Here is a 24,170-nt window from a genome sequence, read left to right as displayed (position 1 = left end):
GCTAAAATGAACACCACCGAAAAAGTCATCCGCGAGCAGTTTCCATTTTGGGAAAAGGCGCGGGGTGCGAACAGTGCGACTGCCAGACAGGACGTCCTCGTTTACGTGGGATGCGGAACTTCCTACTACCTCGCCATGTCGCTTGCCGCCTACGCGAACCGCGCCGGCCGCCGAGCTATCGCGGTTCCCGGTGCCGAATGGCTCAACCGACCCTCCTACTTTTGGTCCGACTGGAAGAACACCCATGTCGTTGCGATCTCTCGCAGCGGTGAAACGACCGAAACCGTTGCCGCCGCGAAAAACAGCCGGGAAAACGGCGCCTTCGTGACGGCACTCACCGTCGAGGCGGACAGTACGCTTGCCAAGAACAGCGATTCGGTCGTCACATCGCCGACACATGCAGAGGAAGGTATCGTCATGACCGCCTCCGCGAGCTTGATGCTCTTGCTCGGTCTGCAGATGGTAGGCTCCGAAATCCCCGCATCGATCGTCGCTTCTGCCCAAACTCTTGCAGAGAAGCTGGATGAAGTCCTCGACTATGAAGTTTTGGACCGCGGCCATTTTGTCTTCCTCGGTGGCGGCCCCTTGTTCGGTATCGCTTCGGAGGGCGCGCTGAAGCTTTTGGAAATGAGCCAGGTTATGACGCAACCGTTTCATCCCCTCGAGTACAGACATGGCCCGATCAGCCTCGTCGACGCCAAGACGGCAGCCGTCATGCTCTACAGCACCGATCAGAAGGATGCGGAAATGAAGCTTGTCGAGGAGCTGCGCGAAAAGGGTGCCTTCGTGATCGGGATCGGCGGTCCGGGCGATATCGAACTCGCGGTCGACTTCGATCTGTCGCTTGCGGGCCTGGCTCTCCTGCCTGCGCTTCAGATCCTCGGAGAGCGGGTCGCGCGGTCCCGCGGCATCGACACCGTCCAGCCAAGGCACCTCACGAAGGTTGTGAAGCTGGCATGAGCGAGATCGTCGACCAGAACCGGAAAATCGCATTCTCCAAGCTTTTCGGCGAACGGAAGCGAGAGTTGCCACGCGGCATCGTTTCCGTTTGCTCCGCACACCCGCTCGTCGTCGAGGCCGCGCTACGGCGCGCCTCTGACGAGGGCAGCGTTGCCTTGATCGAGGCCACCTGCAATCAGGTCAACCAGGAAGGCGGCTACACGGGGATGACACCGGCGGCTTTCCGCAGGTTTATCGAGAGGATAGCCGAAAAGGTCGGCTTCCGTCCAGAAAACATAATTTTCGGCGGCGATCATCTCGGACCCAACCCGTGGAGGAAGCTCGCCGCCGAAGAAGCGATGTCGCGGGCTGCGAAGATGGTGGAAGCCTATGTCGAGGCGGGCTTCGAAAAGTTGCACCTCGACACCTCAACGGGATGCGCCGGGGAAGCAGCGGCTTTGCCTGATGAACTGACCGCCGAGCGGGCGGCACGGCTTGCGAAAGCAGCGGAGGACGCAGCGCGACGCGCCGGCCGCCGACCGCCTGTCTATATCATCGGAACCGAAGTTCCGCCTCCCGGCGGCGCGACACATGCGATCGAGGAACTCGAAGTGACGAGGTCAGAAGCTGCGGCGAAGACGCTGGCTGTGCACGCGGCCGCATTCGACGAGGCGGCCGTCTCGGAGGCAATGGACCGGGTCATAGGGGTCGTCGTTCAGCCCGGTGTCGAGTTCGGAAATGCGAACGTGGTCTTGTATAAACCTGAAAAGGCCCGCGAACTTGCATCCAGACTCAATCGTATGCCGGGTTTGCTATTCGAGGCCCATTCTACGGATTATCAGACCGCTGAGGGACTTTCCTCTCTCGTCGATGACGGATTTGCGATCCTGAAAGTCGGACCCGGTCTGACCTTCGCACTGCGGGAAGCGTTTTACGCTCTTGATGCGATCCGAGCCATTCTCTTGCCGGAACGTACCGCAGGCAATTTGCCAGCAGAAATGGAAGCGATCATGGTAGGCCAGCCGCAGCATTGGTCGGGCCATTATCATGGCTCCAGCGATGAGATGCGATTGCAACGGCACTTCAGCTACAGCGACCGCATTCGCTATTACTGGCCAGAGAGCGAGGCACTGCGCGCGGTGGAAAGCTTGTTTGCAGAGCTTCCCGATACAATCCCTGAAACCCTCATAAGCCAGCACCTGGCTCGTGTTTACCCAGACGTTGTAGCGGGACGGGTACCGCCGCGAGCGAGGGATCTCTGCCTCGCAGCGATCGACAGCGCGTTAACGCCCTATTCGGTGGCAACGGCCACTACTCGTCAGTTGCGATAAGCGCAGCCCTCGCCGCAAAAGCGTTCAAACCGGAGATACCCATGGCGTCAGTCAGCGTCGCGAATGCTCGCAAGAGTTATGGCCACCACGAGATCCTTCACGGGGTCGACATTGATATCCAGGACGGCGAATTTGTCATCCTCGTCGGCCCGTCGGGGTGCGGGAAATCCACGCTTCTGCGGATGATTGCTGGGCTCGAAGAGATTTCCGATGGGCGAATCTCCATCGGAGGTCGCGTCGTCAACGACGTAGCGCCAAAGGAAAGGGACATTGCGATGGTGTTCCAGTCATATGCTCTTTATCCTCATATGACCGTCGAGGAGAACATGGGGTTCTCGCTCAGACTGGCAAAAGCTCCTAAAGACCAGATCAAGGCGCGCGTTCGAGAAGCAGCCCAGATATTGAGCCTCGAACATCTTCTCGAACGCCATCCCCGCAACCTGTCAGGAGGGCAGCGCCAGCGCGTCGCGATGGGTCGAGCTATCGTTCGCAATCCGCAAGTGTTCCTTTTCGACGAGCCGCTTTCCAATCTCGATGCGAAGCTACGCGTGCAGATGCGCTCGGAAATAAAACAGCTGCACCAGCGGTTGAGGACGACCACGATCTACGTGACGCACGATCAGATCGAGGCGATGACCATGGCCGATAAGATCGTTGTGATGCGTGATGGCTACGTGGAGCAGATCGGTTCGCCCCTCGACCTCTACGACCGCCCGGAGAACCTTTTCGTCGCTGGGTTCATCGGCTCACCCGGAATGAACTTCATCAAGGGCAAGAGCATAGGGGGCAGCTTTGTTTCAAACGATGATGTCACACTTCCGTTGCCTCCGGGGATTTCGGTTCATGATAGCCACGAGATCACTTATGGCATACGACCCGAGCACCTTGGCGTGGAGGGCGACGGCTTGAACGGCGAGGTCGTGCTTGTCGAACCGACCGGTGCCGAGACGCAAGTGACCGTGAAAGTCGGGCCTGACCAGATGATTGCAAGTGTTAGGGAGCGCCTTGACCTTAGAGCCGGCGATCATATCAAATTGTCGCCCAATCTCGCGAAGGTGCATTTGTTCGACTCGGTGAGTGGAACGCGGCTTACGTCGTAAATGTATCCGCTTGCCGGCTATGGGAGATCATATTGAATAAGATCCTAGTTATCGGAGAAGTCCTCGTCGAGATCGTCGCGCTCGAAAAAGGCTATGGCTTCCGATCTCCCATGAACCTAGTCGGCCCGTTCCCGTCCGGTGCGCCACCGATTTTCATCGACCGAGCCGCAAAACGGTTCTGTCGCAAACAGGTAGCGAACCGACCGCCGGCATTGGGATCCGTGATTTTCTGCCCTGTTTCCCTGCAAACCGTGTCTTGGTGAGGTGAAGGGTATCCAACTCTTCGGGCCCGAAAACGGTATTGCCAAGTTGTTTGAGGCTGGTTGCGTGCCATTACGGGGCGGCTATTTTACGCCGCCATTTCAGCGGTGTACTCGGCCCACAGGCCGAATGCGTCAATCCGTGCATGGCGGTATGAAATGGCGGTAAGACTGTCGCGGCGAGGGCGGAAGATCGTATTGATTTGGTCATGAGCTGACAGGAAGCGTTGCGCCTGACGAGGCGATTTGAACCGCCCCATGATCTTCTCGCGTTTTCGGGTCAACCGGTGCGAGTTTTCAATTCTGTTGTTCAGGCCCTTATGCGCCCGATGATCGGCATCCGGCGCCAGGGTCTGTATAAGCTCGACGTAGCTGCCAAGCTTGTCCGTCACGACGACGCGCGGCTCGCCAAATTGCCCCTGACCAGTCCGGAGAAGAAACGCTTGGCCGCCTTGGTGTTGCGGCGCCGCTGAACCAAGATGTCGAGCACATCGCCATCAGCATCGATCGCCCGCCAGAGCCAGACTTCTGTCCGCCGATTGCAATGACGGCCTCATCCATATGCCACTTGTCATTTGGCTTGGGGCGGTCCCTGCGAATGCAGGTGGCAAAATGGCGATCAAAGCGATTAATCCATAATCGGACAGTTTCCCGGCTGACGATCACGCCGCGTTCAGCAAGCAGGTCTTCCACATCCGTCGTGCTCAGCGAAAACCGGTGAATAGGCCCACACCGCATAAGCAACAATCTCACGCGGAAAGCGAGACCCCTTCAGCCGGGGAAAAAGGCTCGGCAATTTCATTGCGCCTCGATACCTGATAAGCTAGCCTCAAACAACTTGGCAGTACCGTTCCGGCAGGTGATGAACCGGCTTCCGCCGGAATTCCCCTCAGATCGGCTCGTGAGAACAGTGCGGCTTTCCGCCGGGCTTGATCTGTGGAGGCCCGTAAACTGGTTTGCGGCTCTGGCTTTGCGGCCGCTCTGATCAGTGGAAAGTCGAGCGCTCGATGACTGGGCGCTCATGTCAAACCCCAATTGAAGAGGGAATATGTATGCGTAGAAGCTTCATATCGACTGCGGACGTGGTGGATATCCTGTCCATCCAAAGGGTTTTGAGCCGGGTTGGATCGTATGCCGATCAAAAGCGATGGGAAGATCACCGCCAACTTTTTTCGGATGAGGTGGTCATTGATTTCGGAGGTGTCAAACCGTCGCAGATCATTAGCTCCGATAATCTGATGAAATGGAACAAGGCGTCCTGTAAGGGCGTGAAGACCCAACACATGTTCACAAACCAGGATGTGGAGATTATGGGCGATACCGCGACAGCTACCTCAATCTGTGCAACATATGCTGCAGCTAGCAGAGCTTGACGATTATCTTGTCTGGGATCTGTCCCTTAAGTTCGAAATGCAGATGTAAATAATACGCCTGTCCATCGCCGCCGCGACTTATACTCCTACGCCGCTGCGTTTGATGTTTGAGCTCCATTGGTGATAGGTTCAAAGCTATCCAGCTGGAGCATCATCGACTTCTACCCTGCTGATGCTCGTTCGACGTAACGCAAAATTCTGGTGACAGTTGACCGACTAACACCTGCCTCTCGGACGATACAATCCGTTGACTTACCTTCGGCCTTCAGCCGCAATACGTCGTCGGATTTGTGTCTCATGGCGGAAGCTGACGAATCACGTGCCACCCGCGTGCCGAGGGAGAGGGACACTGTATTTTCGAGCGCTGAGGTTTCGTAATCCTCGGTCTTAACGGGCGCCATAACACGCTCCTTTGCAATCATTGGACTGTCAGAATTAATGACGCCGATGTTGCTGCGAGTAAATTCAGATCTTAGGAGTATCTGATGCAAGCTTTATTCGGTACGGACGCTGAGGCACGCATACCGGCCTCGTTGCAATACTAGTGAACCGCGTACAAAATAACTTACTCTGGAACCGACGCCATTTGAAATGCCGTCTTTTGTAAGTATGCGGATTCCGACGTGAAGCCGGCATTCCGATCAAAGACCGGCACGCCCGAAGAATATCGACCGATGTTCGAAGTGAACGTTTTTGGTCTTGTCGAAACTACAAAAGCAGCCTTGCCCATCCTGCGACGTTCGAGGGGAACGATCGTCAACATGTCGTCCGGCGCAGGGATCGCGGGCAGCGGCGGCGGCGGATATTACAATGCCGCAAAGTTTGCCGTGGAAGGGATTTCCGAAGTGCTCGCCGGCGAGCTGAAGCAGTTCGGCGTCCGCGTACTGATCGTTGAGCCTGGGCCGTTTCGCACCGATTTCCTTGGGCGCTCCATCACGATGGTGGCCAATGAGATGCCGGAATACGCCGCGAGCTCGCGCAAGCACTACCGTGAAACCAACAACGGCAGTCAGGCGGGCGATCCCGACAAGGCGATCGCGGTGATCCTGCAGGCAGTCGATGCCGATGACGCCCCGCTTCATCTGCCGCTCGGCCCGATCGCGCATTCGATCGCTGAGCGAAAGCTGGCGTCCTTCCGCAGCGATATCGACGCCTGGCGCGAGATCACGATTGCCACCGATTTCGACTAGCACTGACCGCTGGCCGCAAAATCTTTCGAACGTTAACATCGACTGGAAAATCATTATGATCGCAACTTTGAAGGGGTTTACCCAACAGCTGGTGCCGGTGATTGGCATCAAGATTAACGCCGTCACGGGGGGGCGCGGGTCCGCCGATCCTTCTGCTTCACGGCTGGCCGGAGATATGGTGGGAATGGCATCATATGATGCCGCTGCTGGCCGAGTATTTCAGCGTGGTGGCCATGGATCTGCGCGGCGCGGGTTTTTCCGACTGCCCGCTTGACGGCTATGACAAAGCGACGATGGCGCGCGACGCGCACGAGGTCATGGTTGCGCTTGGGCATGAACGCTACGCCGTGTGTGGCCATGACATTGGCGGAATGGTGGCATTGCCGCAGGCCGCCATTTATCGAGAAGCTGTTACGCACCTGGCCGTTCTCGACGTTCCGCTTCCCGGCTGGACACAATGGGAGGCGACGACTGCAGGGATTTGGCACTTCAGCTTCCATATGAACCGGGATTTACCAGAGCGCCTGATTTATGGCCGTGAATATGATTATGTTTCGAGCTTCATGGCGGAGCGGTTCTACGATCACAGCACCTTCAATCCGGCGGACATCGAGATCTACGCGAAAGCAATGGCCCTTCCTGGCCGCACGCGTGGTGGCATGGAATGGTATCGTACCTTCGCTGCCGATCATGCGGCCGCGCTCGAGTACAAGAAGCAACCGCTCGATATACCGGTGCTAGGTCTCGGCGGGGATAAGCGCTTTGGTGCGGATATGGTCCCGATGCTTAAGGAGTTTGCCAGCGACGTGACTGGCGGCTCGATTGCGCGGTGCAGCCACTATGTCGCGGACGAGCGGCCGGATGAAGTAGCGGCCGCTCTGATCGATTTCCTCAAGGCCAATTGAAATTCTCTAATGCCCCGTCGCGGGCGCGCGGAGCACGACATTGCAGGCGATTTTCGCCCGCAACTATCGCGTTCGTCGATTCAACAAGAAAGGAAAACTACTATGACCACACCTGTCGTTCGCGGCGTTAATCATATCGGCATCACGGTGCCCGACATCGAAGCAGCAAAATCGTTTCTGGTGGAAGCGTTTGGCGGCCAGGTGATCTACCAGTCCTTCGGACCGCAGGATCCGCCGCGGTAGGGACCCGAGTTCGAGCGGGCCACTGGCGCTTTCCCTGGAACGGTCGTGCGTGCACAGGCGATGGTTAAGATCGGAACCGGACCGAACATCGAGCTCTTCGAAATGCACGGCCCCGAACAAGCCCAGCCCGTCCGGCCGAGCGACTTCGGCACTACGCACTTCGGTGTCTACACCGACGACATCGACGCATCGGTGGAGTGCTTCGAAAAGGCTGGAGGCACGTCTCTTGCCGCACCGCGCGCTATTCCCTACGCAACGGAAAAAGGTGCTGGAAACAAGGTCTGCTACTGCCGCATGCCTTGGGGCACGGACGATTGAGTTCATCACCACTCCCGACCGCATGGCCTACCATGACCAAACGGATCTGCGCCGGTGGCAGGACTAGGACAGAGCGGTATGAGTTTTGAAAACACAACGTCTCGCCGCAGCTTTCTGTCCTTCTCTGCGATGGCTGCGGCCCCGGCGCTGGCAGGTTGCGCCTCCACCTCCGGCGCCGGCCGGATGGTGGGGCAGCAGCCGACGCCTCTCCCAGATCCGATCCGCCCCATTCAGACCGCCCCGGCGCCGACGGATGCAGAGCTGGCCACACCATGTACGGCCCAATTGAGAATGGTGGCTTCCTCATTCCGCCGGTTCCTTACCAGCAGATCGATCCGCGCCACTATTGCCATCAGGTCATCGATCTGACTGGCGAGGCACTCGGCACCATCGTCGTGGACACCTCCTCGTGCTTTCTCTATATCGTCCAGCCGGGCGGGACTGCGATGCGCCACGGCGTCGGTATCGGCCGCGAGGGCTTGCTTGGCGGGGCGATGGCCTCATCCAGTAACGTCAGAAGTGGCCGCGCTGGAAGCCGCCGAATGGCGTTGATGCACGGATCGCCTAACGATGATGGGATAGTTGGCTGCGATCGCCTCAACCTCGTGCCACCGCTATGCCCTTCAAACACAATGCCGCCCGCCGCCATCGTATCGGCAAGATGAAGTTCAAGGGGACGAACTGGGCATAATACGAAGCTGGCCTTCGCCGTCGCGGCAGTCTGACACTCCTCCGGGTGTCAAGCGAAGTGAAGATTTGACCCCGCGGCTTCTCATTTCGCCTGCCACCGGGGTTTCCTGGTTAGAATAAGTTGGCAGTCAGCGTCTAATGCGTCGTAATTTCCACCGCTATTCTTGGGTGCCCGCGATAGTCTCGCGCTCACTTGCGTCTTCAACGTCGCTCGCGACAGGCAGGGTATCCCGATGCTCTCGGATGAATTCCTTTCGTGCGGCGAGCTTGGATACTTCGTCGTTCCCAATCGCTACACCACCAGGCGCGAACTCACCGTCAATCTGCTTCTCCGCCCGTTCCCAATGTTCAAGGTGTTTGCCCTCGGGCTTTCCTTCATGCTCCCATATGGCATACGCCCGCTCTCGGATCTCGTTTTCGCGATCGCGGACGTTGGACGGCTGCGAAGTTTCAACATTCCCACTAGCTGTAGGGTCGATTGATGATTTGGTTATCCTGTCGCGTGCCATGATGATCTCCTCTTTGGGTTATCAACAAATGTGAGGAGCGAATGTTCCAAACATGGTTGCGCTATGCGCACGCCGGGCGCGACCGCTTCGAATACGGGATCGAGGACCGATCGCTGGGAGGAGGCGCCGTTAAGTGCCCTAGCTTCCGACGCGACGGGAACGCAGTTCCACCCGCGAACGTTGCGCTGCTCGCGTCCTGCCGGACCAGCCGCACCAAACCCACCACCAAAGAAGTTAGCTCGCTCGGAATAATGCGAGGAGCGGGATGTCTACCCTCATGAACACTTCGAGAAAGATCAGGATATGACAGTGACAGCCTTCTTTTGCGGTATGCGCATTCTGGTGGCGACATCGTTCCTCGCCATCGCGCCGTTCATGGGTCGATGAGACGTATGTGAAGGTCAAGGGCAAGTAGGGCGTCTTTACCGAACCGTCGGCAACACCGTGATTCGATCGATCCCTTTCTGTCCCCGAGCTACAATACCAAGGCCGCAAAGCGCTTCCTAAGCAAGGCACTTTCTAGCTTTATCCATCAATGAGAACGGCGCCTTTCTAGTTGCGCAGGCGGTGGAAGATGCCCAGCCAGAATTGATGTTCTTCATCGTCACCCTCGCACCAAGCCTCAAATGCGCACCATGCCACGGTCGTTGGCGCGCTGTCTCCGCAAAGCGCGATCGTGTCATGGACTATTTGATGATTATTACGAGCAGTATCGGATTTGCCGTCAAAGCAGCCGCCAGAACGCGTCGTTGAATTTCGAGACAAGTCAATACCTCCTGCGTCCGGCGCAGGGAGTTGATTTTGGAGCCGGACGTTGGAAGCTCATTTAGGAGCTGCGAAGGTCGATCCAGCCGACCATCCTATCGTCCTAGGCATTTTGCTCGTGACAAACATGTCACGCCGAAAGGGCTTCGTGGAAGAAATCCGAATTCTTAATTCTGCGACTATGATCGTTTCCGTGAGCGGCGATCGGCTTCTTCCACCTCTATCCTCAATACTTCAAGATGATCCTGACAGACTGCTTCCACCTGATCGATCAAATCCGTCGTGCGGTTCAAGAGCCAGGCGAGCGCCTCACGGCTTATCTCATAGTGCTTTGAATAGCGCGCCTTGACATATGCTTCATTGAGAATGTTGAACCAGGCGACAAAGCGCTGCTGATCGCGGGGCCAAGCGTTCGCCAACTGCTGCGCCTGACTTTCAGCGAGGCCACGCAGGTGCTTGAGATTGTGGGAGGCTGGGCTGTAGTTGGTCAGCACGAGCAGCAATGTTGCGTAAGCCTGCTCGATCGATTGGTGCAGTAGGAATGCCGCTTCCTTAAGCTTGCCTTTCGCCGTAAAAAACTCAACTCCCTCCGAGAAGCTCTTCGCGAGAGGCAGCCGATCTTGCAAATACTCTGCTGCAAATTTGTAGGCGTCCGCAGGGTGAAGAAGATTGGGATTGGCTAGCGGCGTGTCATCAAGCTCATATAGCACAATGCCATCTCGGCGGAGGTCGACGAACAAATACCGGCCTTGCTTGAGTAGGGTGTTTACCTCGCGAAGTGAATGCACGATGAAGTTCACCGGCGTCTTGATTTCCGGCAAATGCATGAACCGATCCGCGGCCTTCTGCCAATAGCCGGAGAAATCGGTAAGCTTGCGATTGTTGACGACAATCAGCAGATCGAAGTCCGAGCGGTATCCTTTTTTGGTATACGGCTCATCGACCCAGCCACCCCGCGCATAAGATCCGAACAAGATGATTTTCAGGATGCGGCCACGCTTCTTGAAGTCCGCTGAGCCGCCCTTCAGCGCGTCTTCAAACTCCTCATGTAACACCTCGATGACCCGAGCGAGCTCGCGCTGCTTGAGCGGCGGTAGATGGTCGATGCTGGACTTCATGAACAAGGGCGGCTCTTTCACGGACATTAGATAGGCATAAAGGAGCTTGCGCTCCAAATCCACAGGGTGCGCGAAGGCTGCGAGAAAAGCAACAAAAATGTTGCATCAAAAATCGGAGAATCATACTAGACTTTTATGTAGGAAATGCGAATATTGAGCGACGTAGCGCCAAAATCGACAGAAATATGCGAAATGCGACGATTTTTCCGCTATGTTTGATGCAGCATAATTCCAAATCATTGATCTGGTAGCTACAAGAGAAGGGCTGTCGTATGAACCCAGAGGTGCTTTTCTGGTCGCAAAATCCCGACTTTTATCTCGTGTTCAGCCACATTCTCGCAGTGGAGGGGCTGAGTTGCGTGCTCTTGGACGAGGAAGAGGTGGGAGAGCTTGCAGGACGCACATCTGTTTTAGCGATTGTCCTCGACACCGAAAACAATGCTGAGCATGCGCTGCGCGTTTGCAGCCTGATCAAGGCCGATCGGACAACGGCGCATATTCCTTTGCTCGCGCTGATTCCCGGCGGCGATGAGCGGCACTATCTGGATCTCCTCAAGGCCGGTGTGACCGAAAGTTTTGTTCGCCCGATTTCGCCGGCAAGGATATTGGGCTATCTGCAATCTCTCCTGTCGGGATTGCCTCTGGGAATGGGAGGCATTCGGCGGGACGGCAGTACGTTCAACGTTTGGAAACTCAGTATCGAGGTAAGCAAGAGGCTGGTCAGGCACGGTTCGAAAGAAATTCAGCTAGGCCCGATCGAATTCAAGCTTCTATGCCGTTTGCTTCAAGCACCAGGCCGCGTCTTCAGCCGATCGGAACTCATCGAAGCGGCCTGGCCTCCGAATTACTATGTCCAGCCAAGAACGGTCGACGTTCATGTCGGCCGGTTGCGCCGCATGCTGGAGCAGATGATCGGTCGCAACATTATCCGCACGATCCGGTCCAGCGGTTACGCGGTTGAATTTGGCTAGTCCCTACAGCTTCACATATGATCGACTATGTCACATCAGGCATATTGTATATTGCAGAAGATTTCCGGCCCCGTTTATTGAAGTTGCTGGGGCGATGATTTCAACCTCCGGTCTGCACACTGACTGACCGGAGTTTGAAATATGGAAAAGAAGATTTCCGCACGTTCTAATCGAAACGGGAAAGCAACTCATCGTAATACGGGCAGCTTGATCGATACGGCTGGGCGCCATTTCGAAGCTGCCCATTACCAAGGTATCATGTCGATTTACGCCCATCCGTCGGAAGGTAGGGCCGTCAGGCCGAACTTCGAGGATCGCGTGGTTGTCGACTTTGTCCGATGCTCCTATTTGGGTCTGGACAATCATCCCGACATTGTCGAGGGTGCCGCTGAAGCCGTACGGAGTTCGGGCACACTGCATTGGTCGTGCGCCCGCACCCGGTTGAACTTTGCAAGTCTCGGTGAATTGGAAGAATCCCTCTCCGATCTCTTCGCCGCGCGGGTGATCACTTACACCACAGTGCTCGCAGCCAATATGAGCGCCCTGCCGTTGGTCGCATCTGGCCATCTTACTGGTGGTCTTAAGCCCGTCATGGTGTTCGATCGCCTAGCGCACGCAACCCTTGCCCACCACAAAGGAACCATTGCCCAGGAGACACGTGTCGAGACAATAGCCCACAACGACCTCGATGCTCTCGAGCGGCTATGCCGCCAGAATAAAGCCGTCGCATACATCTGCGACGGCGTCTACTCCATGGGTGGCAGTGCTCCGATATCCGCGCTGCGCCGTGTCCAAGAGCAATATGGCCTGTTTCTCTATATTGACGATGCGCACGGAATCTCGCTCTTCGGCAGGCGTGGTGAAGGCTTTGCGAAGTCCCTAATTGGTGAATTGGGCGACAGGACCATTATCGCAGCCTCTCTCGGCAAAGGCTTTGGTGCATCTGGCGGCATGCTCATGCTGGCTACGGCGCATCAGGAGGTCCTGTTCCGCAGATTTGCAGTGGCTCATGCATTTTCGGCATCGCTCAACACGGCCGCTATTGGTGCCGGCCTGGCATCCGCACAATTGCATCGAACCGAAGAATTACCCCATCTGCAGCGAACGCTACAGCAAAAAATAGCCTTGCTTGACGGTCTGATGCCGACGGAACAGCATGGAGCCCGGCTTCCGATCCGCACTGTCCATTTTGGTGATGAATTACTCGCGATTGGCGCCGCGACGAGTCTCTTCAGGCAAGGCTTTTACACCTCGGCGATCTTCTTTCCCACCGTATCAAGGGGCAACGCCGGCCTGAGGATATGCGTCACTGCAGGCCACGCAGATGAGGAAATCCGGTCTCTCTGCGCAGCAGTAGTTGCGATCCAGGATGAAATCCAGGCAAATTCGGAATAATCGGCGAGCAGATCTCGGCGACGAGTTCAAACGGCACATCTGATCTCGCATCCTGCAAACGTCATTCTGTGATCGGCGACCATTTGGAGCGCCGACCTAGCAGTAGCTGCAAGAAACGAAGATCCGAGGCGTATAAGTGGATTTAGTCCAAATCGCTTGCAAACGCTCTATAGAAACGCAGGTTCTCGCGAGGTTTGGCGAGCCTTTTTGACGAGGGGCGCGAGCCAATCGTTCGTCCGCAGTTAGAAAGCGCTTGTTCAGCATCTTTTCTGCGCAAAACCGATATTGCAGATGCGATCATCTGCAATCGGTCATCGAATTATAGTGCATTATAATATATAGTATAATCGCACCCCTTGCCCGTGCTAGCTACTCTGCCCAAAGGCTCGAAGCTTCTCAAAAATCTCAGGTGCGATCTCGAATTGACGTGCCTTGCCGCGTCCCATGGAATTCTTCACGAAGGTCTCCGTGAGCATGCCACGTTTGAGTAGCGGTTCTATGACTTCCGAAACGCCCATACGCGTCAGCTTCGTAATTTCAACGAGATTTGAGATAGTTAGGGCCTGATGCCCCTGATTCATGATGTAGAGAATGCTCATCATACCGACCTGCTTCAGTCTGGATTGCGGCGTCTCGTCTTCCTGCGGATGGTCCATGATTTCGCGCAGGATGAAGGCTGCGAACGAAAGACTGTGCAATTGTGTGTTGAAGGTGCTTGTCATCTTTTTAACTGCGTTATATAAGTTAGTATGAGCGACGAAAGACTTCCCAAGGGAAGTCGCAACGATCGCTTGATGCTGTCACATCGAAGGGTCCTAGCCATGAAAAACCTTCTGGTTGGTATAGTCTCCGCCGTTGCCGGCTGTGTTCCCATATACCTTATTTTAGGGGGTGATGCGCGCGCCGATGACTGGGGATGCCAGGTTATCCTGTGCCTTTCCAATCCGGGTGGCCCAACGCAATTTGCCGAATGCCGCCCACCGATCAGCAAGCTCTGGCAGGCGCTCGCCAAGGGGGCTTCCTTTCCAACTTGCAGCGGCGTCGGCTTCCGGGCCTCCCAACCCGGCTATGAACCCTATTCATGCAATGACGGCTATAGCCTTTCCGCACGCTATGGTGACCGCGGCCAGGAGGCCATCTGTATTTCCGCAACGCTTCAAAAGGTCGATGCCCGATATTGCCGCTCCGGCCGCGATAGCGCTGCCGAAAACACCGATTTGGTCGCTTTGGCTCGATGGCAGCGTAGGGAAAGGCACCTGCAATGCATGGGTTATCCGACTGAGCGACCGAGCAGGCGCTTGCAGCCGCATTACGTCGACGTGACCATCGACGGTGTCGGTAGCCAACGTGTGTGGTATTGACCGATGACCGTCGCCTTCACAGATCTTGCTGAAACCTGCGCACCAGCGGTTGCGATGGAAACGCTGGCTGCCGTCGTCAGCCTGGAAAGCAATTTTCAGCCCTTCAATATCCGCATCAATAGCGGCCTTCCGCTTGAGCGGCAGCCAAAAAGCAAGGCGGAGGCGATCGAAACCGCAGTCACGCTGGTTGCTGAGCACCAGGACATCCAGCTCGGGCTTGGCGGTGTGGGGATCGAGGAACTGCGTAAGCTCAATCTAACAATCTCCGATGCTTTCGATCCCTGTCTCAATCTTAAGGCGACCGCGACCTTGCTCGACGGTTACTATCGTCTGGCGGTCCGCGCAGGTGCTGTTTCGGGACAGGCCGAGCGCGTGATGCTGCAATCCTATTATGGGCGCTCCGATCCTTCCGTCGGGAAAATGGTTCGATATGACGAGCAGATCCGGCATGAGGCAAAGCGGCTTTCGGCGAGATTGGCCTCGTTGGCGATCGGGCAGGGACCTCACAGGCCGGATGGTGTCGACGCCAAGGCAATTGCGACACCCTCCGTCGCTAACTCCGAGGCATCGCAACAGCCGGTAGCGAGAGCGCCATTCTGGGATGTGTTCAATGTGGCGCGACGCTCGTCCGCGCTCGTTTTCCAAAACGATCAACCGGAGCAGCCTGAATGATATCAAGGATTAACATCCGTGCACTTGCGGCCATTGTCTCTATGGCTGCTGTGTTTTCGGCAGTCACGATCGAACCCGCCTTCGCCCAGAGCACCGGCGGCATCGAGACGGTTCTGCAGAACATCGTCACATTGCTCACGGGCAATGTCGCCAAGTTGCTCGCGACGATCGCCGTCATCATCGTCGGAATTGCGTGGATGTTCGGTTATCTCGATCTGCGAAAGGCAGCCTATGTCGTGCTTGGCATCGGCATCATCTTCGGTGCCTCGCAGATTGTCAGTACGATCTCAGGGGGCTGAGACAATGCCAGACAAAGTCAAACTTGAGGAAGACACGCTTTTTCTTGCTTGCACGCGGCCGGCGATGATTGCCGGTGTCACAATGGAAGCTATGGGCGCCAACGTCATGATGACGACAATCCTCTACATCATCGCAGGCTCGATCGCCTACGCGCTTGTCGGTGTAGTCTTCCATCTCATCTTTCGCGCGCTCGTCAAGCATGACCACAACATGTTCCGCATTCTGCTCGCCTGGATCGAGACGCGCGGCCGTTCGCGCAATGGCGCCTACTGGGGCGGTGCTTCGCTGACGCCATTGAGGCTCGTGCGGCGCTACGATGAGAGGGACTTGGGCCTTGCATAGCGCTTCTCTCCTCAAATCCCGCGAACTCGATCCAGAGACCTTCATCCCCTATATCCGTCATGTAGATGAGACGGTGATTGCGCTCGATTCAAGAGCTCTAATGGTGATGATCTCAATTGAGGGCGTATCGTTCGAGACAGCCGATAGTCTAGATCTGAATGGCCTTTATCGCGACCTCAATACGCTCTACCGCAATATCTCCGACGAGCGTTTGGCAATCTGGACCCATATCATCCGGCGCCGCGACGACACCTATCCCGATGGCGAATTCTCCAATCCTTTCTCGGCATCGCTCAACGGCAAATATCGCGAGCGAATGGTGCGGGAGGACTTGTTCCGCAACGACCTCTATCTCAGCTTGCTATGGTATCCGAACCGCGATCCCGCTGAGAGGTTTGCGAGCTTATTAGTGCGGCTGCGCAAAGCGCGCAACACAGCTTCCGAGCTCGACGCGGATGGGGTGAAGCATCTGCGTGACAAGCTCGCTGATCTAATGGCGGGGCTGCAGCGTTTCGCGCCCCGCGTGTTGTCGATTTGCGATGAGAAGGGCATTCTGTTTTCCGAGCCCAGCGAAGTGTTGCATCAGATCATCGGCGGTCGCCGTGAGCGTATTCCGCTGACACAGGGAAGGATTTCCGCCGCCATTTATTCTGATCGCGTGATCTTTGGACGAGAGACGGTTGAGATCCGCCACGAGGGCGCCAGCCGCTTTGCCGGCATGTTCGGCTTCAAGGAATATCCGGCGAGGACCCGCAGCGGCATGCTCGACGGCATTCTATCGGTCCCTTTCGAGTTGATCCTGACGCAGTCCTTCGCTTTCACCTCAAAAACGGATGCGCGCTCCATCATGGGACGCAAGCAGAACCAGATGGTGAGTGCTGGCGACAAGGCGGCGTCACAGATCGAGGAACTCGATGCGGCGATGGACGAGCTCGAATCGAACCGTTTCGTGCTTGGCGAGCATCATCTGACGCTTGGGGTATTCGCCTCCACGGTCAAGGAACTAACCGACAATCTCGCCAAGGCTCGCTCCCATCTGACCAGTGGTGGCGCCGTCGTTGCACGTGAGGATCTCGGGCTTGAGGCGGCCTGGTGGGCACAATTGCCGGGTAATTTTCGTTATCGAGCACGCTCAGGCGCAATCACATCGCGGAATTTTGCAGCACTCTCGCCGTTTCATGCCTATCCGTCGGGCAAGAAGGACGGCAATGAATGGGGGCCGGCCGTCGCCATGCTCAAGACCGCGTCAGGTGCGCCGTTCTATTTCAATTTCCATTGCGGCGATCTCGGCAATACTTTCGTCTGTGGCCCGTCGGGCGCCGGTAAGACCGTGCTGGTCAATTTCATGCTGTCACAGCTCGAAAAGCACGATCCGCACATGGTCTTTTTCGATAAGGACCGTGGCTCCGATCTCTTCGTGCGCGCCGCCGGCGGCATTTATCTGCCGCTCAGGAACGGGGAGCCGACGCGATGTGCGCCGCTGAAGGCGCTGGAGTTGACGCCGGCAAACAAGGTGTTCCTAGCCCGCTTTATCGGCAAGCTAGTCAGCTCGACGGCACGCGATCTCTCCGCTCGCGAAGCCGACGAGATTGCTCTCGCGATCGAAGGCCTCGTCGATTTGCCAAGAGGACAGCGCACGATCGGGGCGCTGCGCGCGTTCCTTAATAATGCCGATCCGGAAGGGATTGCCGCCAGACTGCGCCGCTGGGAGAGCGGAGGGCCACTAGGCTGGGTCTTCGATAACGAGGCCGATGACATCGGCATCGGTTCCAAATTCCTCGGCTACGACATGACGGACTTTCTCGACAACGAGGAGATCCGCACGCCGCTCATGGCCTATCTCTTCTACCGCGTCGAACAATTGATCGATGGCCGGCGCATCATCATCGTCATCGACGAGTTCTGGAAGGCGCTACAGGACGAGAACTTTATCGATCTCGCCCAGAACAAGCTTAAGACCATCCGCAAGCAGAACGGCTTGATGCTTTTTGCCACGCAAAGCCCTCGCGATGCCATCAACTCAGCGATTGCGCATACCATCATCGAACAATGCCCGACGCAGGTCTTCCTGCCGAACTCACGTGGCGATCGTGCCGACTATGTCGATGGCTTCAAGCTTACCGAACGGGAGTTCGAGTTGCTTTCGCGCGAGCTCTCCATCGAGAGCCGCCGTTTCATCGTCAAGCAGGGGCACAACAGTGTTGTCGCCGAGCTCGATCTCGGCGGCTTCGATGACGAACTCGCAATCCTCTCCGGCCGGACAGCAAATATTGAACTCGCCGATGCAATCCGCGCCGAACTTGGAAGTGGCGAGGATGACTGGTTGCAGCCTTTTCAGCAAAGAAGGAGTGCAGGCTGATGTTTCGACCCAAACTGGCTACCCTGACGATGGCGGTCGCCCTAATTCTTTCAACCAGTCCCGCGGACGCACAGGGCATACCTGTGATCGACCAGGCAGCGATTGCCAAACAGATCGAAAGTATCATTCAGCTCAAATCGCAGCTTGATGCGCTGAACCGGCAGATCCAACAGGCCGAGCAGCTTTATGGCTCTCTGAACAAGCTGACAAATATGGCCGATATTGCCGGCGTCTTAAACGATCCCTCGATCCGAAAGGCGTTGCCTGAGGATTTCTCCACTATTGAGCGCCTTCTTAAAGGTTCAGGTTCAGGTGCGCTCGGTGACGCCGCCTCAAAATTCTTAAGCAACAATTCGACCTATAAGACGAGTGCCAATGATTTTTACGCCCAGGAACTGTCGCGCGTTCAGAACAGGAATGCCGGACAGATGAGCCTCGGTCAGCAGATCTACGACGCCGCAACCAAGCGGATCGACGGCATCGACCAGCTGCGCCAACAAATCTCGTCAGCAAGCGACGCTAAAGACATTGCCGACCTACAGGCGAGGTTGCAGGCAGAGACGGCCTTTCTCCAGACCGATGTGCTGAGAATGCAAGGCCTGCAGATGGTGCAGCAGGCCGAGAGGCAGATCGATGAACAGCGCAAGGCCGAAGATTGGCGCAAGCGCATGGATGCCATGGGAGCGGCACTGCCATGAAGTTTCTTGTTCTCTTCACACTGGTCGTCTCATTGTTCGGCTGCTCAAAGGAATCCGAGCGTGTCCATTCCGTCGAGGAATTTCTTGCGGACGAGCAGCTGCTTACCAACACGATTGCAAAGTGCCGCAACAATCCGGGTGAACTCCAAGGCACGCCAAACTGCATGAATGCCGCAGCAGCCGGTTGGAAAGCTCGCCTAGAGCGCATGGGTAAAGCGCTCGGGGGCTAAGCCATGTATCAGGTCTTTGCTTTTGTCGATGGGCAGTTCAAGGCGCCGCTGGAGAGCTTCATTTCCTCGGGCACATCAAATATTGCCAGCTGGGTCGCCGGCCCACTAACGGCGGCTTTGACACTTTATGTCATTCTCTATGGCTTTCTGATCCTGCGTGGGTCCGTGCACGAGCCGATTTTGGATTTTGCCTTTCGGGCGATGAAGCTCGCCATCATCCTGATGCTGGTCAGAAACGCCAGCGAGTATCAAACCTATGTCAGCAAGATCTTCTTCGATAGCTTGCCAAAGGAGATCTCGCAGGCGTTGAACTCCGGAACCGTTCCAAGTGCCTCGACCTTCGATAGCCTTCTGGACAAGGGTCAGAAGTGCGCGAGGGAAATCTGGTCGCACGCCTCATGGGGCATCGACATCGTCACTGGTATCGGCGGTATGCTGGTCATTTTGGCAAGCTTCGTGGTCGCCGCGATCGGTTATATCGTCTCGCTCTATGCACGGCTCGCGCTGGCGATCGTGCTCGCCATCGGACCGATTTTTGTGGCGCTCGCTATGTTCCCCTCGACGCGGCGCTTTACCGAGGCATGGATCGGACAGCTGACCAATTTCGTGGTTCTGCAGGTACTGGTTGTTGCGGTCGGATCGTTGCTGATTACCTGTATCGATTCCACCTTCACAATGATCGAAGGTTACAGCGACGTACTCATGAGGCCCGTCGCGCTCGGCGCGATTTGCCTCGCTGCCGTCTACGTCTTTTATCAGTTGCCAGGAATAGCCTCGGCCCTTGCCGCAGGCGGCGCCTCGCTCACCTACGGCTATGGCGCGGCGCGCGATGCGCATGAAGGCACGCTTGCCCGGGGGGCGCGTGCCGTCGCCCGTGGCCTGCGATCAAAAGGGGCTGGCTGGTGGTGAATTTCAAGCAACGACAAAATGGCTTCTTCAGGATGATGCGAATATTTGTGGTCTTATTCGTCGCGTCGGCACTTGGCAGTTGCGCGTCACTCTCCTATCCCCTGCCCAAATGCGATGGTCACTCGCGTCGACCGCTCAATCGAGCCATGTGGCAGTGGGACGATGATCGTCGACCTATACCGCAATCCCTGGACCGTCCGTCAAGGCAATCCGCCGGCACGCCGCATGGATATATCGAGGAAAAACCGGACGGCGTTCCCACCGCCTTTGCGCATTTCGATGTCGCGAACTCCTATCGACCGTGCGTGGAGTAATGGCGATGGTCACGACGGATAATCTCAAGAGCTATTTCGAAAAGGCGCGGCGCTTCGATCAGGATCGCATGATTCAGTTGGAACGCTCGGCCCGTATCGCCTGGTTCATCGCGATTGCGGCCGGCGCTCTTGCCGCAGTATCGATAGTTGCGCTTGCCGGCCTCACACCGCTGAAGACCGTCGAGCCTTTCGTGGTCAGGGTCGACAATTCGACCGGTATTGTGGATGTCGCTTCCGCGCTTACCTCAACCGCCGGCACTTACGATGAAGCGGTGACGAAATATTTCGCGGCGCGCTATGTGCGTGCTCGCGAAGGCTACGTCTGGAGCGAGGCGGAAGAGAATTTTCGCACGGTCTCACTACTGTCGACGGCATCGGAGCAGACCCGCTTCACTGCTCTGTATCGTGGCAGCAATCCGGATTCGCCCCAGAACATTTACAGCCGCAGTGCCTCGTCACGGGTCAATATCGCCTCGATCTCGCTGATCAGCGGCAACGTCGCGTCGGTTCGCTACATGCGTACGATCACTCGCGGTGACGAGGCGCATACGACCCATTGGGTGGCGACGCTCACCTTTTCCTATGTAAATGCGCCGATGTCCTCGACCGATCGGTTGGTGAACCCGCTCGGCTTTGTCGTCAGCGATTATCGGTCCGACCCGGAGGCCATCAATTGAAACGTCGCTATTTGATTGTTCTGCTCGCGGTAGCAGGCTGGTCTTCGCCCGCCCTTGCGCTAGAGACGCCGCGCGGCGCTCCGCAAGACGGTCGTATCCGCTTTGTTGACTATCAACCCTACAATATCACTAGGGTCGTAGGTTCGCTGCGTTCGTCGGTCCAGATCGAGTTTGCGGCCGATGAAGAGATCGCTCATGTGGCGCTTGGAAATACCGTTGCCTGGGAAGTGGCACCGGCCGGCAATATTCTCTTCCTAAAGCCACGGGAAAACCAGCCGGTCACCAACATTTCGGTGATAACCACGCGCCGGGATGGCTCGACTCGCAGCTATCAGATGGAGCTGACGGTCCGAGATGGACCGGTTGCTGCCGGTCAGGATACTTACTTCTACGTCAAATATCGCTATCCGGCCGACGAGGCTGAGCGTCGGCGCCAAGACGCCGCCGCGCACGCGCAGGCGGCTCAAGCAGGGCAAGCAGACCAAGTATTGGCACTGCACGAGCAACATGGACCACGCAACTGGCGATATGCGGCACAAGGATCGACAGCCCTCGAACCACAGGCGGTCTATGATAACGGCAAGATCACGACCTTTGCCTTCAGCGCTAATCAGGAAATGCCGGCAATCTATATGGAAAACTCAGACGGCACCGAAAGCCTGGTACCGAAGTCGGTCGATGGGGAGCTTGTGCTCGTTCACGCGATCAGCCGCAAGTTCATCCTCAGAAGGGGAGGCGATGTGCTTTGCGTTTTCAACGAAGCCTACGATCCAGCAGGCATCAATCCCGATACCAATACCACGTCTCCTTCAGTGGAACGCGTTGTGAAATCGCAGGCACCAGCCGCGCAGCAATAGGGAGACGGGAATGTCTGATGAGATGGAGGAACCTATTCCCGGAGAACGTGCCGAGACCGCTGTCAGCGGGCGGGCCAATAGTAATCCGGTTCTGAAGCGCGGCGCCGTGGTCTTGGCGATGGTTGCTTTCATAGGATTTTCGCTCTGGTCGATGCGCGATCAGCAAAAGCCAGATGCCGGTCAACCCGAGCGTGTCGTCATCCGCCAGAATACGGACTTCGAGCCAGCCAAGGAGGAACCGAAGACTACAATCACTCTTCCGGAAGCGCAGTTGCCAACGCCTTTGGCGAGAGAGCAAGCCGTCGTGACAGAAGATCCGTTGTTGGAGTCTGCCCGTCGTGCGCCCGTGATGGCCTATAATGGGCAGCAGACTTCGCCGCCACAGCACGGCGATGGCGCCGTTTCCTCAGATACTAGCTCCAATTACCTTCCCCTCCCGGGAATTTCCGCGGCGCTCAACGGACAGGGTGAAAACGTAGATCAGCGCTTCAATAGGATGTTAACACCGACGCGCCTGGAAGGATCGCGTGCCGGCACGCTAGGCAACCGCGATTTCATCGTCGCCATGGGCACCTCTATACCTTGCGTGCTTGAGACGGCCCTTGCATCCGACCAGCCGGGGTTCGCCAGTTGCGTGATTAGTCGCGACGTGCTCTCCGACAACAGCCGGGTGGTGCTCATGGAAAAGGGAACACAGGTCGTTGGAGAATTTCGTGGTGGCTTGACCCGCGGCCAGAAGCGCTTGTTCGTGCTTTGGAACAGGGCAAAGACGCCGAAGGGCATCATCATCACGCTTGCGTCACCCGCAACCGATTCGCTCGGGCGAGCAGGTATGGACGGTTATGTCAACACGCATTGGTGGGAGCGGTTTGGAAGTGCCATACTGCTTTCGATCGTCGGCGATGCCACCACTTATGCTGGCACCCGGCTGCAGGACAGCGATGTCCAGGCGCAGAATACCACGTCAGCGGGCCAGCAGGCTGCGGCGATCGCCGTCGAACAATCGATCAATATCCCGCCGACGCTGACGAAGCATCAGGGCGAGCTTGTATCGATCTTTGTTGCCCGTGACCTTGATTTCTCCGGTGTCTATAGCCTGCACGTCATCGAGCCGCGCAACAAGGTTCTTGATCGGGCGGCATCGGGGGATTTCAGATCTCGAACGACGTTAGTGACGAAGTAGGACGAGGATGACCGAAGCTTCCGACGCAGGCGTCGTCCGTGAGCTGCTTTCGCCACTATCGCGCTTCCTAAAAGACGCATCACTTTATGAGATCGTCATCAACCGACCAGAAGAGGTGCTGACGGAGGGGCCAGAGGGATGGCAGTCTCACGAGCTCCCGAAGCTTGGCTTCGACAAGCTCATGCGTCTAGCGCGTGCCGTCGCGAGCTATTCGAACCAGGCGATCGACGAGTCCCGGCCGATCTTATCGGCTACCTTGCCGGATGAAGAGCGGATCCAGATCGTCGTACCACCGGCAACGACCAAAGGCACGGTCAGTATCACGATCAGAAAGCCGTCGGCGGTGACGCTGACATTGGACGATCTCGAAGGTGCTGGGTTGTTTTCTGAAGCCACCGCCGTGAGCACCGGCGTCGCATCGTGGGATAAGAAACTGATCGATCTTTATGAGGCGGCCAATTACGCGACATTTCTGCAAAAGGCCGTGCTCGCGCGCAAGAATATCATTATCTCGGGCGCGACCGGGTCGGGCAAGACCACCCTGTCAAAGGCATTGATCCGGCACATTCCGGAGCAAGAGCGGATTATCTCGATTGAAGATACGCCGGAACTGGTCATCTCGCAGCCCAATCACGTCAGGCTTTTCTATTCGAAAGGAGAGCAGGGGCTGGCGAAGATCGGCGTGAAGGATCTTCTCGAATCCTGCCTCAGGATGCGTCCTGATCGTATTCTTCTGCAGGAACTGCGCGACGGCGCGGCCTTCTACTATATACGCAACGTGAATTCGGGGCACCCTGGGTCGATCACAACTGTACACGCGGATTCCGCGCAGCTGGCATTCGAACAATTGACGCTGCTGGTGAAGGAATCCGAAGGTGGCCGTGATCTTGCTCGCGATGATATTCGTGCGCTGCTAAGGGCCGCCATCGATGTCATCATACAGTGTAAGAGATCCGATGGCCGATTTCTCGTCACAGAGATATATTTTGAACCGTCTGTGAGATCGAAATCAGCGAGATGATCGACGCGACAGGTCCTCGTTCTGGATCGCGACCCCACGTGCTGTCACGAGCATTGGCTTCCTCGCGCCTGTTGGAAACCGTCGACGAGGGAGCGGAACCGCTTTAGTTTGTCGGAAGATCGGAGCTGTTGCGGGACGTG

At 56.8% G+C, this 24,170-nt stretch carries 22 protein-coding genes and 6 pseudogenes; 24 read left to right on the top strand and 4 right to left on the bottom strand.

Annotated elements, in window-relative coordinates:
• Positions 1–6: 6 nt before the first annotated feature.
• The 4 genes and pseudogenes from AB8B29_RS25890 to AB8B29_RS25875 all read left to right on the top strand — a co-directional run.
• On the top strand, positions 7–960 hold the full coding sequence (locus AB8B29_RS25890) for an SIS domain-containing protein (RefSeq protein WP_047555785.1): 954 nt from the start codon (positions 7–9) through the stop codon (positions 958–960).
• A complete protein-coding gene (locus AB8B29_RS25885) occupies positions 957–2,270 on the top strand; it encodes a D-tagatose-bisphosphate aldolase, class II, non-catalytic subunit (RefSeq protein ID WP_439006799.1) in 1,314 nt (437 codons plus the stop codon). The genes AB8B29_RS25890 and AB8B29_RS25885 overlap by 4 nt, the downstream gene beginning before the upstream one ends.
• Positions 2,271–2,311: 41 nt before the next feature.
• Positions 2,312–3,370, top strand: a complete 1,059-nt coding sequence (locus tag AB8B29_RS25880) for an ABC transporter ATP-binding protein (RefSeq protein WP_037190893.1) — start codon at positions 2,312–2,314, stop codon at positions 3,368–3,370.
• Positions 3,371–3,402: 32 nt separating this feature from the next.
• Positions 3,403–3,543 (top strand): annotated as a pseudogene (locus AB8B29_RS25875) (sugar kinase); the annotation flags it as partial.
• Between the two features lie 176 nt (positions 3,544–3,719).
• On the opposite strand, the pseudogene AB8B29_RS25870 reads toward AB8B29_RS25875, so the two are convergent.
• Positions 3,720–4,120 (bottom strand): annotated as a pseudogene (locus AB8B29_RS25870) (IS6 family transposase).
• 562 nt (positions 4,121–4,682) lie between these two features.
• Here AB8B29_RS25870 and AB8B29_RS25865 point away from each other — a divergent pair.
• The 5 genes and pseudogenes from AB8B29_RS25865 to AB8B29_RS25845 all read left to right on the top strand — a co-directional run.
• Positions 4,683–5,003 carry a nuclear transport factor 2 family protein gene (locus tag AB8B29_RS25865; protein ID WP_037190890.1) on the top strand — a complete coding sequence of 107 codons (321 nt, stop codon included), beginning with the start codon at positions 4,683–4,685 and terminating at the stop codon, positions 5,001–5,003.
• A 650-nt stretch (positions 5,004–5,653) separates the two neighbouring features.
• Positions 5,654–6,193 (top strand): annotated as a pseudogene (locus AB8B29_RS25860) (SDR family NAD(P)-dependent oxidoreductase); the annotation flags it as partial.
• A gap of 55 nt (positions 6,194–6,248) precedes the next feature.
• Positions 6,249–7,098 (top strand): annotated as a pseudogene (locus tag AB8B29_RS25855) (alpha/beta fold hydrolase).
• A gap of 102 nt (positions 7,099–7,200) precedes the next feature.
• Positions 7,201–7,726 (top strand): annotated as a pseudogene (locus AB8B29_RS25850) (VOC family protein).
• An 11-nt stretch (positions 7,727–7,737) separates the two neighbouring features.
• A pseudogene (locus AB8B29_RS25845) lies at positions 7,738–8,167 on the top strand (L,D-transpeptidase); the annotation flags it as partial.
• A 340-nt stretch (positions 8,168–8,507) separates the two neighbouring features.
• On the opposite strand, the gene AB8B29_RS25840 reads toward AB8B29_RS25845, so the two are convergent.
• Positions 8,508–8,858 carry a DUF2934 domain-containing protein gene (locus AB8B29_RS25840; protein ID WP_051963178.1) on the bottom strand — a complete coding sequence of 117 codons (351 nt, stop codon included), beginning with the start codon at positions 8,856–8,858 and terminating at the stop codon, positions 8,508–8,510.
• 944 nt (positions 8,859–9,802) lie between these two features.
• The gene (locus tag AB8B29_RS25835; RefSeq protein WP_037191887.1) at positions 9,803–10,741 is read right to left on the bottom strand and encodes a nucleotidyltransferase and HEPN domain-containing protein; all 939 of its coding nucleotides are present in this window, start codon (positions 10,739–10,741) and stop codon (positions 9,803–9,805) included.
• A gap of 284 nt (positions 10,742–11,025) precedes the next feature.
• On the opposite strand from AB8B29_RS25835, the gene AB8B29_RS25830 reads away from it, so the two are divergent.
• Complete coding sequence (locus tag AB8B29_RS25830) at positions 11,026–11,712, top strand: winged helix-turn-helix domain-containing protein (RefSeq protein WP_439006798.1); 687 nt, start codon at positions 11,026–11,028, stop codon at positions 11,710–11,712.
• A 141-nt stretch (positions 11,713–11,853) separates the two neighbouring features.
• Positions 11,854–13,107, top strand: a complete 1,254-nt coding sequence (locus tag AB8B29_RS25825) for an 8-amino-7-oxononanoate synthase family protein (RefSeq protein ID WP_439006797.1) — start codon at positions 11,854–11,856, stop codon at positions 13,105–13,107.
• A 365-nt stretch (positions 13,108–13,472) separates the two neighbouring features.
• On the opposite strand, the gene AB8B29_RS25820 is transcribed toward AB8B29_RS25825, so the two are convergent.
• Positions 13,473–13,829 (bottom strand): transcriptional regulator, encoded by a 357-nt coding sequence (locus AB8B29_RS25820; protein ID WP_037190881.1) that lies wholly within the window; start codon positions 13,827–13,829, stop codon positions 13,473–13,475.
• A 99-nt stretch (positions 13,830–13,928) separates the two neighbouring features.
• On the opposite strand from AB8B29_RS25820, the gene AB8B29_RS25815 reads away from it, so the two are divergent.
• The 13 genes from AB8B29_RS25815 to virB11 are packed head-to-tail and all read left to right on the top strand — an operon-like array spanning position 13,929 to position 24,030.
• Positions 13,929–14,468: a hypothetical protein gene (locus AB8B29_RS25815; protein ID WP_037190879.1), complete on the top strand. Its 540-nt coding sequence runs from the start codon at positions 13,929–13,931 to the stop codon at positions 14,466–14,468.
• A 3-nt stretch (positions 14,469–14,471) separates the two neighbouring features.
• Positions 14,472–15,140 (top strand): lytic transglycosylase domain-containing protein, encoded by a 669-nt coding sequence (locus AB8B29_RS25810; RefSeq protein WP_037190877.1) that lies wholly within the window; start codon positions 14,472–14,474, stop codon positions 15,138–15,140.
• Positions 15,137–15,439: a TrbC/VirB2 family protein gene (locus tag AB8B29_RS25805; protein ID WP_037190870.1), complete on the top strand. Its 303-nt coding sequence runs from the start codon at positions 15,137–15,139 to the stop codon at positions 15,437–15,439. The genes AB8B29_RS25810 and AB8B29_RS25805 overlap by 4 nt, the downstream gene beginning before the upstream one ends.
• 4 nt (positions 15,440–15,443) lie before the next feature.
• Positions 15,444–15,782, top strand: a complete 339-nt coding sequence (locus tag AB8B29_RS25800) for a type IV secretion system protein VirB3 (protein WP_037190867.1) — start codon at positions 15,444–15,446, stop codon at positions 15,780–15,782.
• Positions 15,757–18,141: a VirB4 family type IV secretion/conjugal transfer ATPase gene (locus tag AB8B29_RS25795; protein ID WP_439006796.1), complete on the top strand. Its 2,385-nt coding sequence runs from the start codon at positions 15,757–15,759 to the stop codon at positions 18,139–18,141. The genes AB8B29_RS25800 and AB8B29_RS25795 overlap by 26 nt, the downstream gene beginning before the upstream one ends.
• On the top strand, positions 18,141–18,839 hold the full coding sequence (gene virB5, locus AB8B29_RS25790; RefSeq protein ID WP_037190863.1) for a P-type DNA transfer protein VirB5: 699 nt from the start codon (positions 18,141–18,143) through the stop codon (positions 18,837–18,839). Before AB8B29_RS25795 ends, virB5 begins: the two co-directional genes overlap by 1 nt.
• Positions 18,836–19,069, top strand: a complete 234-nt coding sequence (locus AB8B29_RS25785) for an EexN family lipoprotein (RefSeq protein ID WP_037190860.1) — start codon at positions 18,836–18,838, stop codon at positions 19,067–19,069. The genes virB5 and AB8B29_RS25785 overlap by 4 nt, the downstream gene beginning before the upstream one ends.
• Before the next feature lie 3 nt (positions 19,070–19,072).
• Positions 19,073–19,978 (top strand): type IV secretion system protein, encoded by a 906-nt coding sequence (locus AB8B29_RS25780; protein WP_037190858.1) that lies wholly within the window; start codon positions 19,073–19,075, stop codon positions 19,976–19,978.
• A 32-nt stretch (positions 19,979–20,010) separates the two neighbouring features.
• Entirely contained in the window at positions 20,011–20,292 is a 282-nt protein-coding gene (locus AB8B29_RS25775; RefSeq protein ID WP_081938678.1) for a hypothetical protein, read from the top strand.
• Positions 20,293–20,297: 5 nt separating this feature from the next.
• Complete coding sequence (locus tag AB8B29_RS25770; protein WP_037190856.1) at positions 20,298–20,969, top strand: virB8 family protein; 672 nt, start codon at positions 20,298–20,300, stop codon at positions 20,967–20,969.
• Complete coding sequence (virB9, locus tag AB8B29_RS25765) at positions 20,966–21,826, top strand: P-type conjugative transfer protein VirB9 (protein WP_439006795.1); 861 nt, start codon at positions 20,966–20,968, stop codon at positions 21,824–21,826. The genes AB8B29_RS25770 and virB9 overlap by 4 nt, the downstream gene beginning before the upstream one ends.
• Positions 21,827–21,836: 10 nt before the next feature.
• Entirely contained in the window at positions 21,837–23,009 is a 1,173-nt protein-coding gene (gene virB10, locus AB8B29_RS25760; RefSeq protein ID WP_439006794.1) for a type IV secretion system protein VirB10, read from the top strand.
• A 7-nt stretch (positions 23,010–23,016) separates the two neighbouring features.
• Complete coding sequence (gene virB11 / locus AB8B29_RS25755) at positions 23,017–24,030, top strand: P-type DNA transfer ATPase VirB11 (RefSeq protein ID WP_037190850.1); 1,014 nt, start codon at positions 23,017–23,019, stop codon at positions 24,028–24,030.
• Positions 24,031–24,170: the final 140 nt, after the last annotated feature.

It is taken from the genome of Rhizobium sp. 11_C7_N12_5, assembly GCF_051811145.1.
Taxonomy (GTDB): Bacteria; Pseudomonadota; Alphaproteobacteria; order Rhizobiales; family Rhizobiaceae; genus Rhizobium; species Rhizobium lusitanum.
This window is presented reverse-complemented; position numbering and strand designations above follow the sequence as displayed.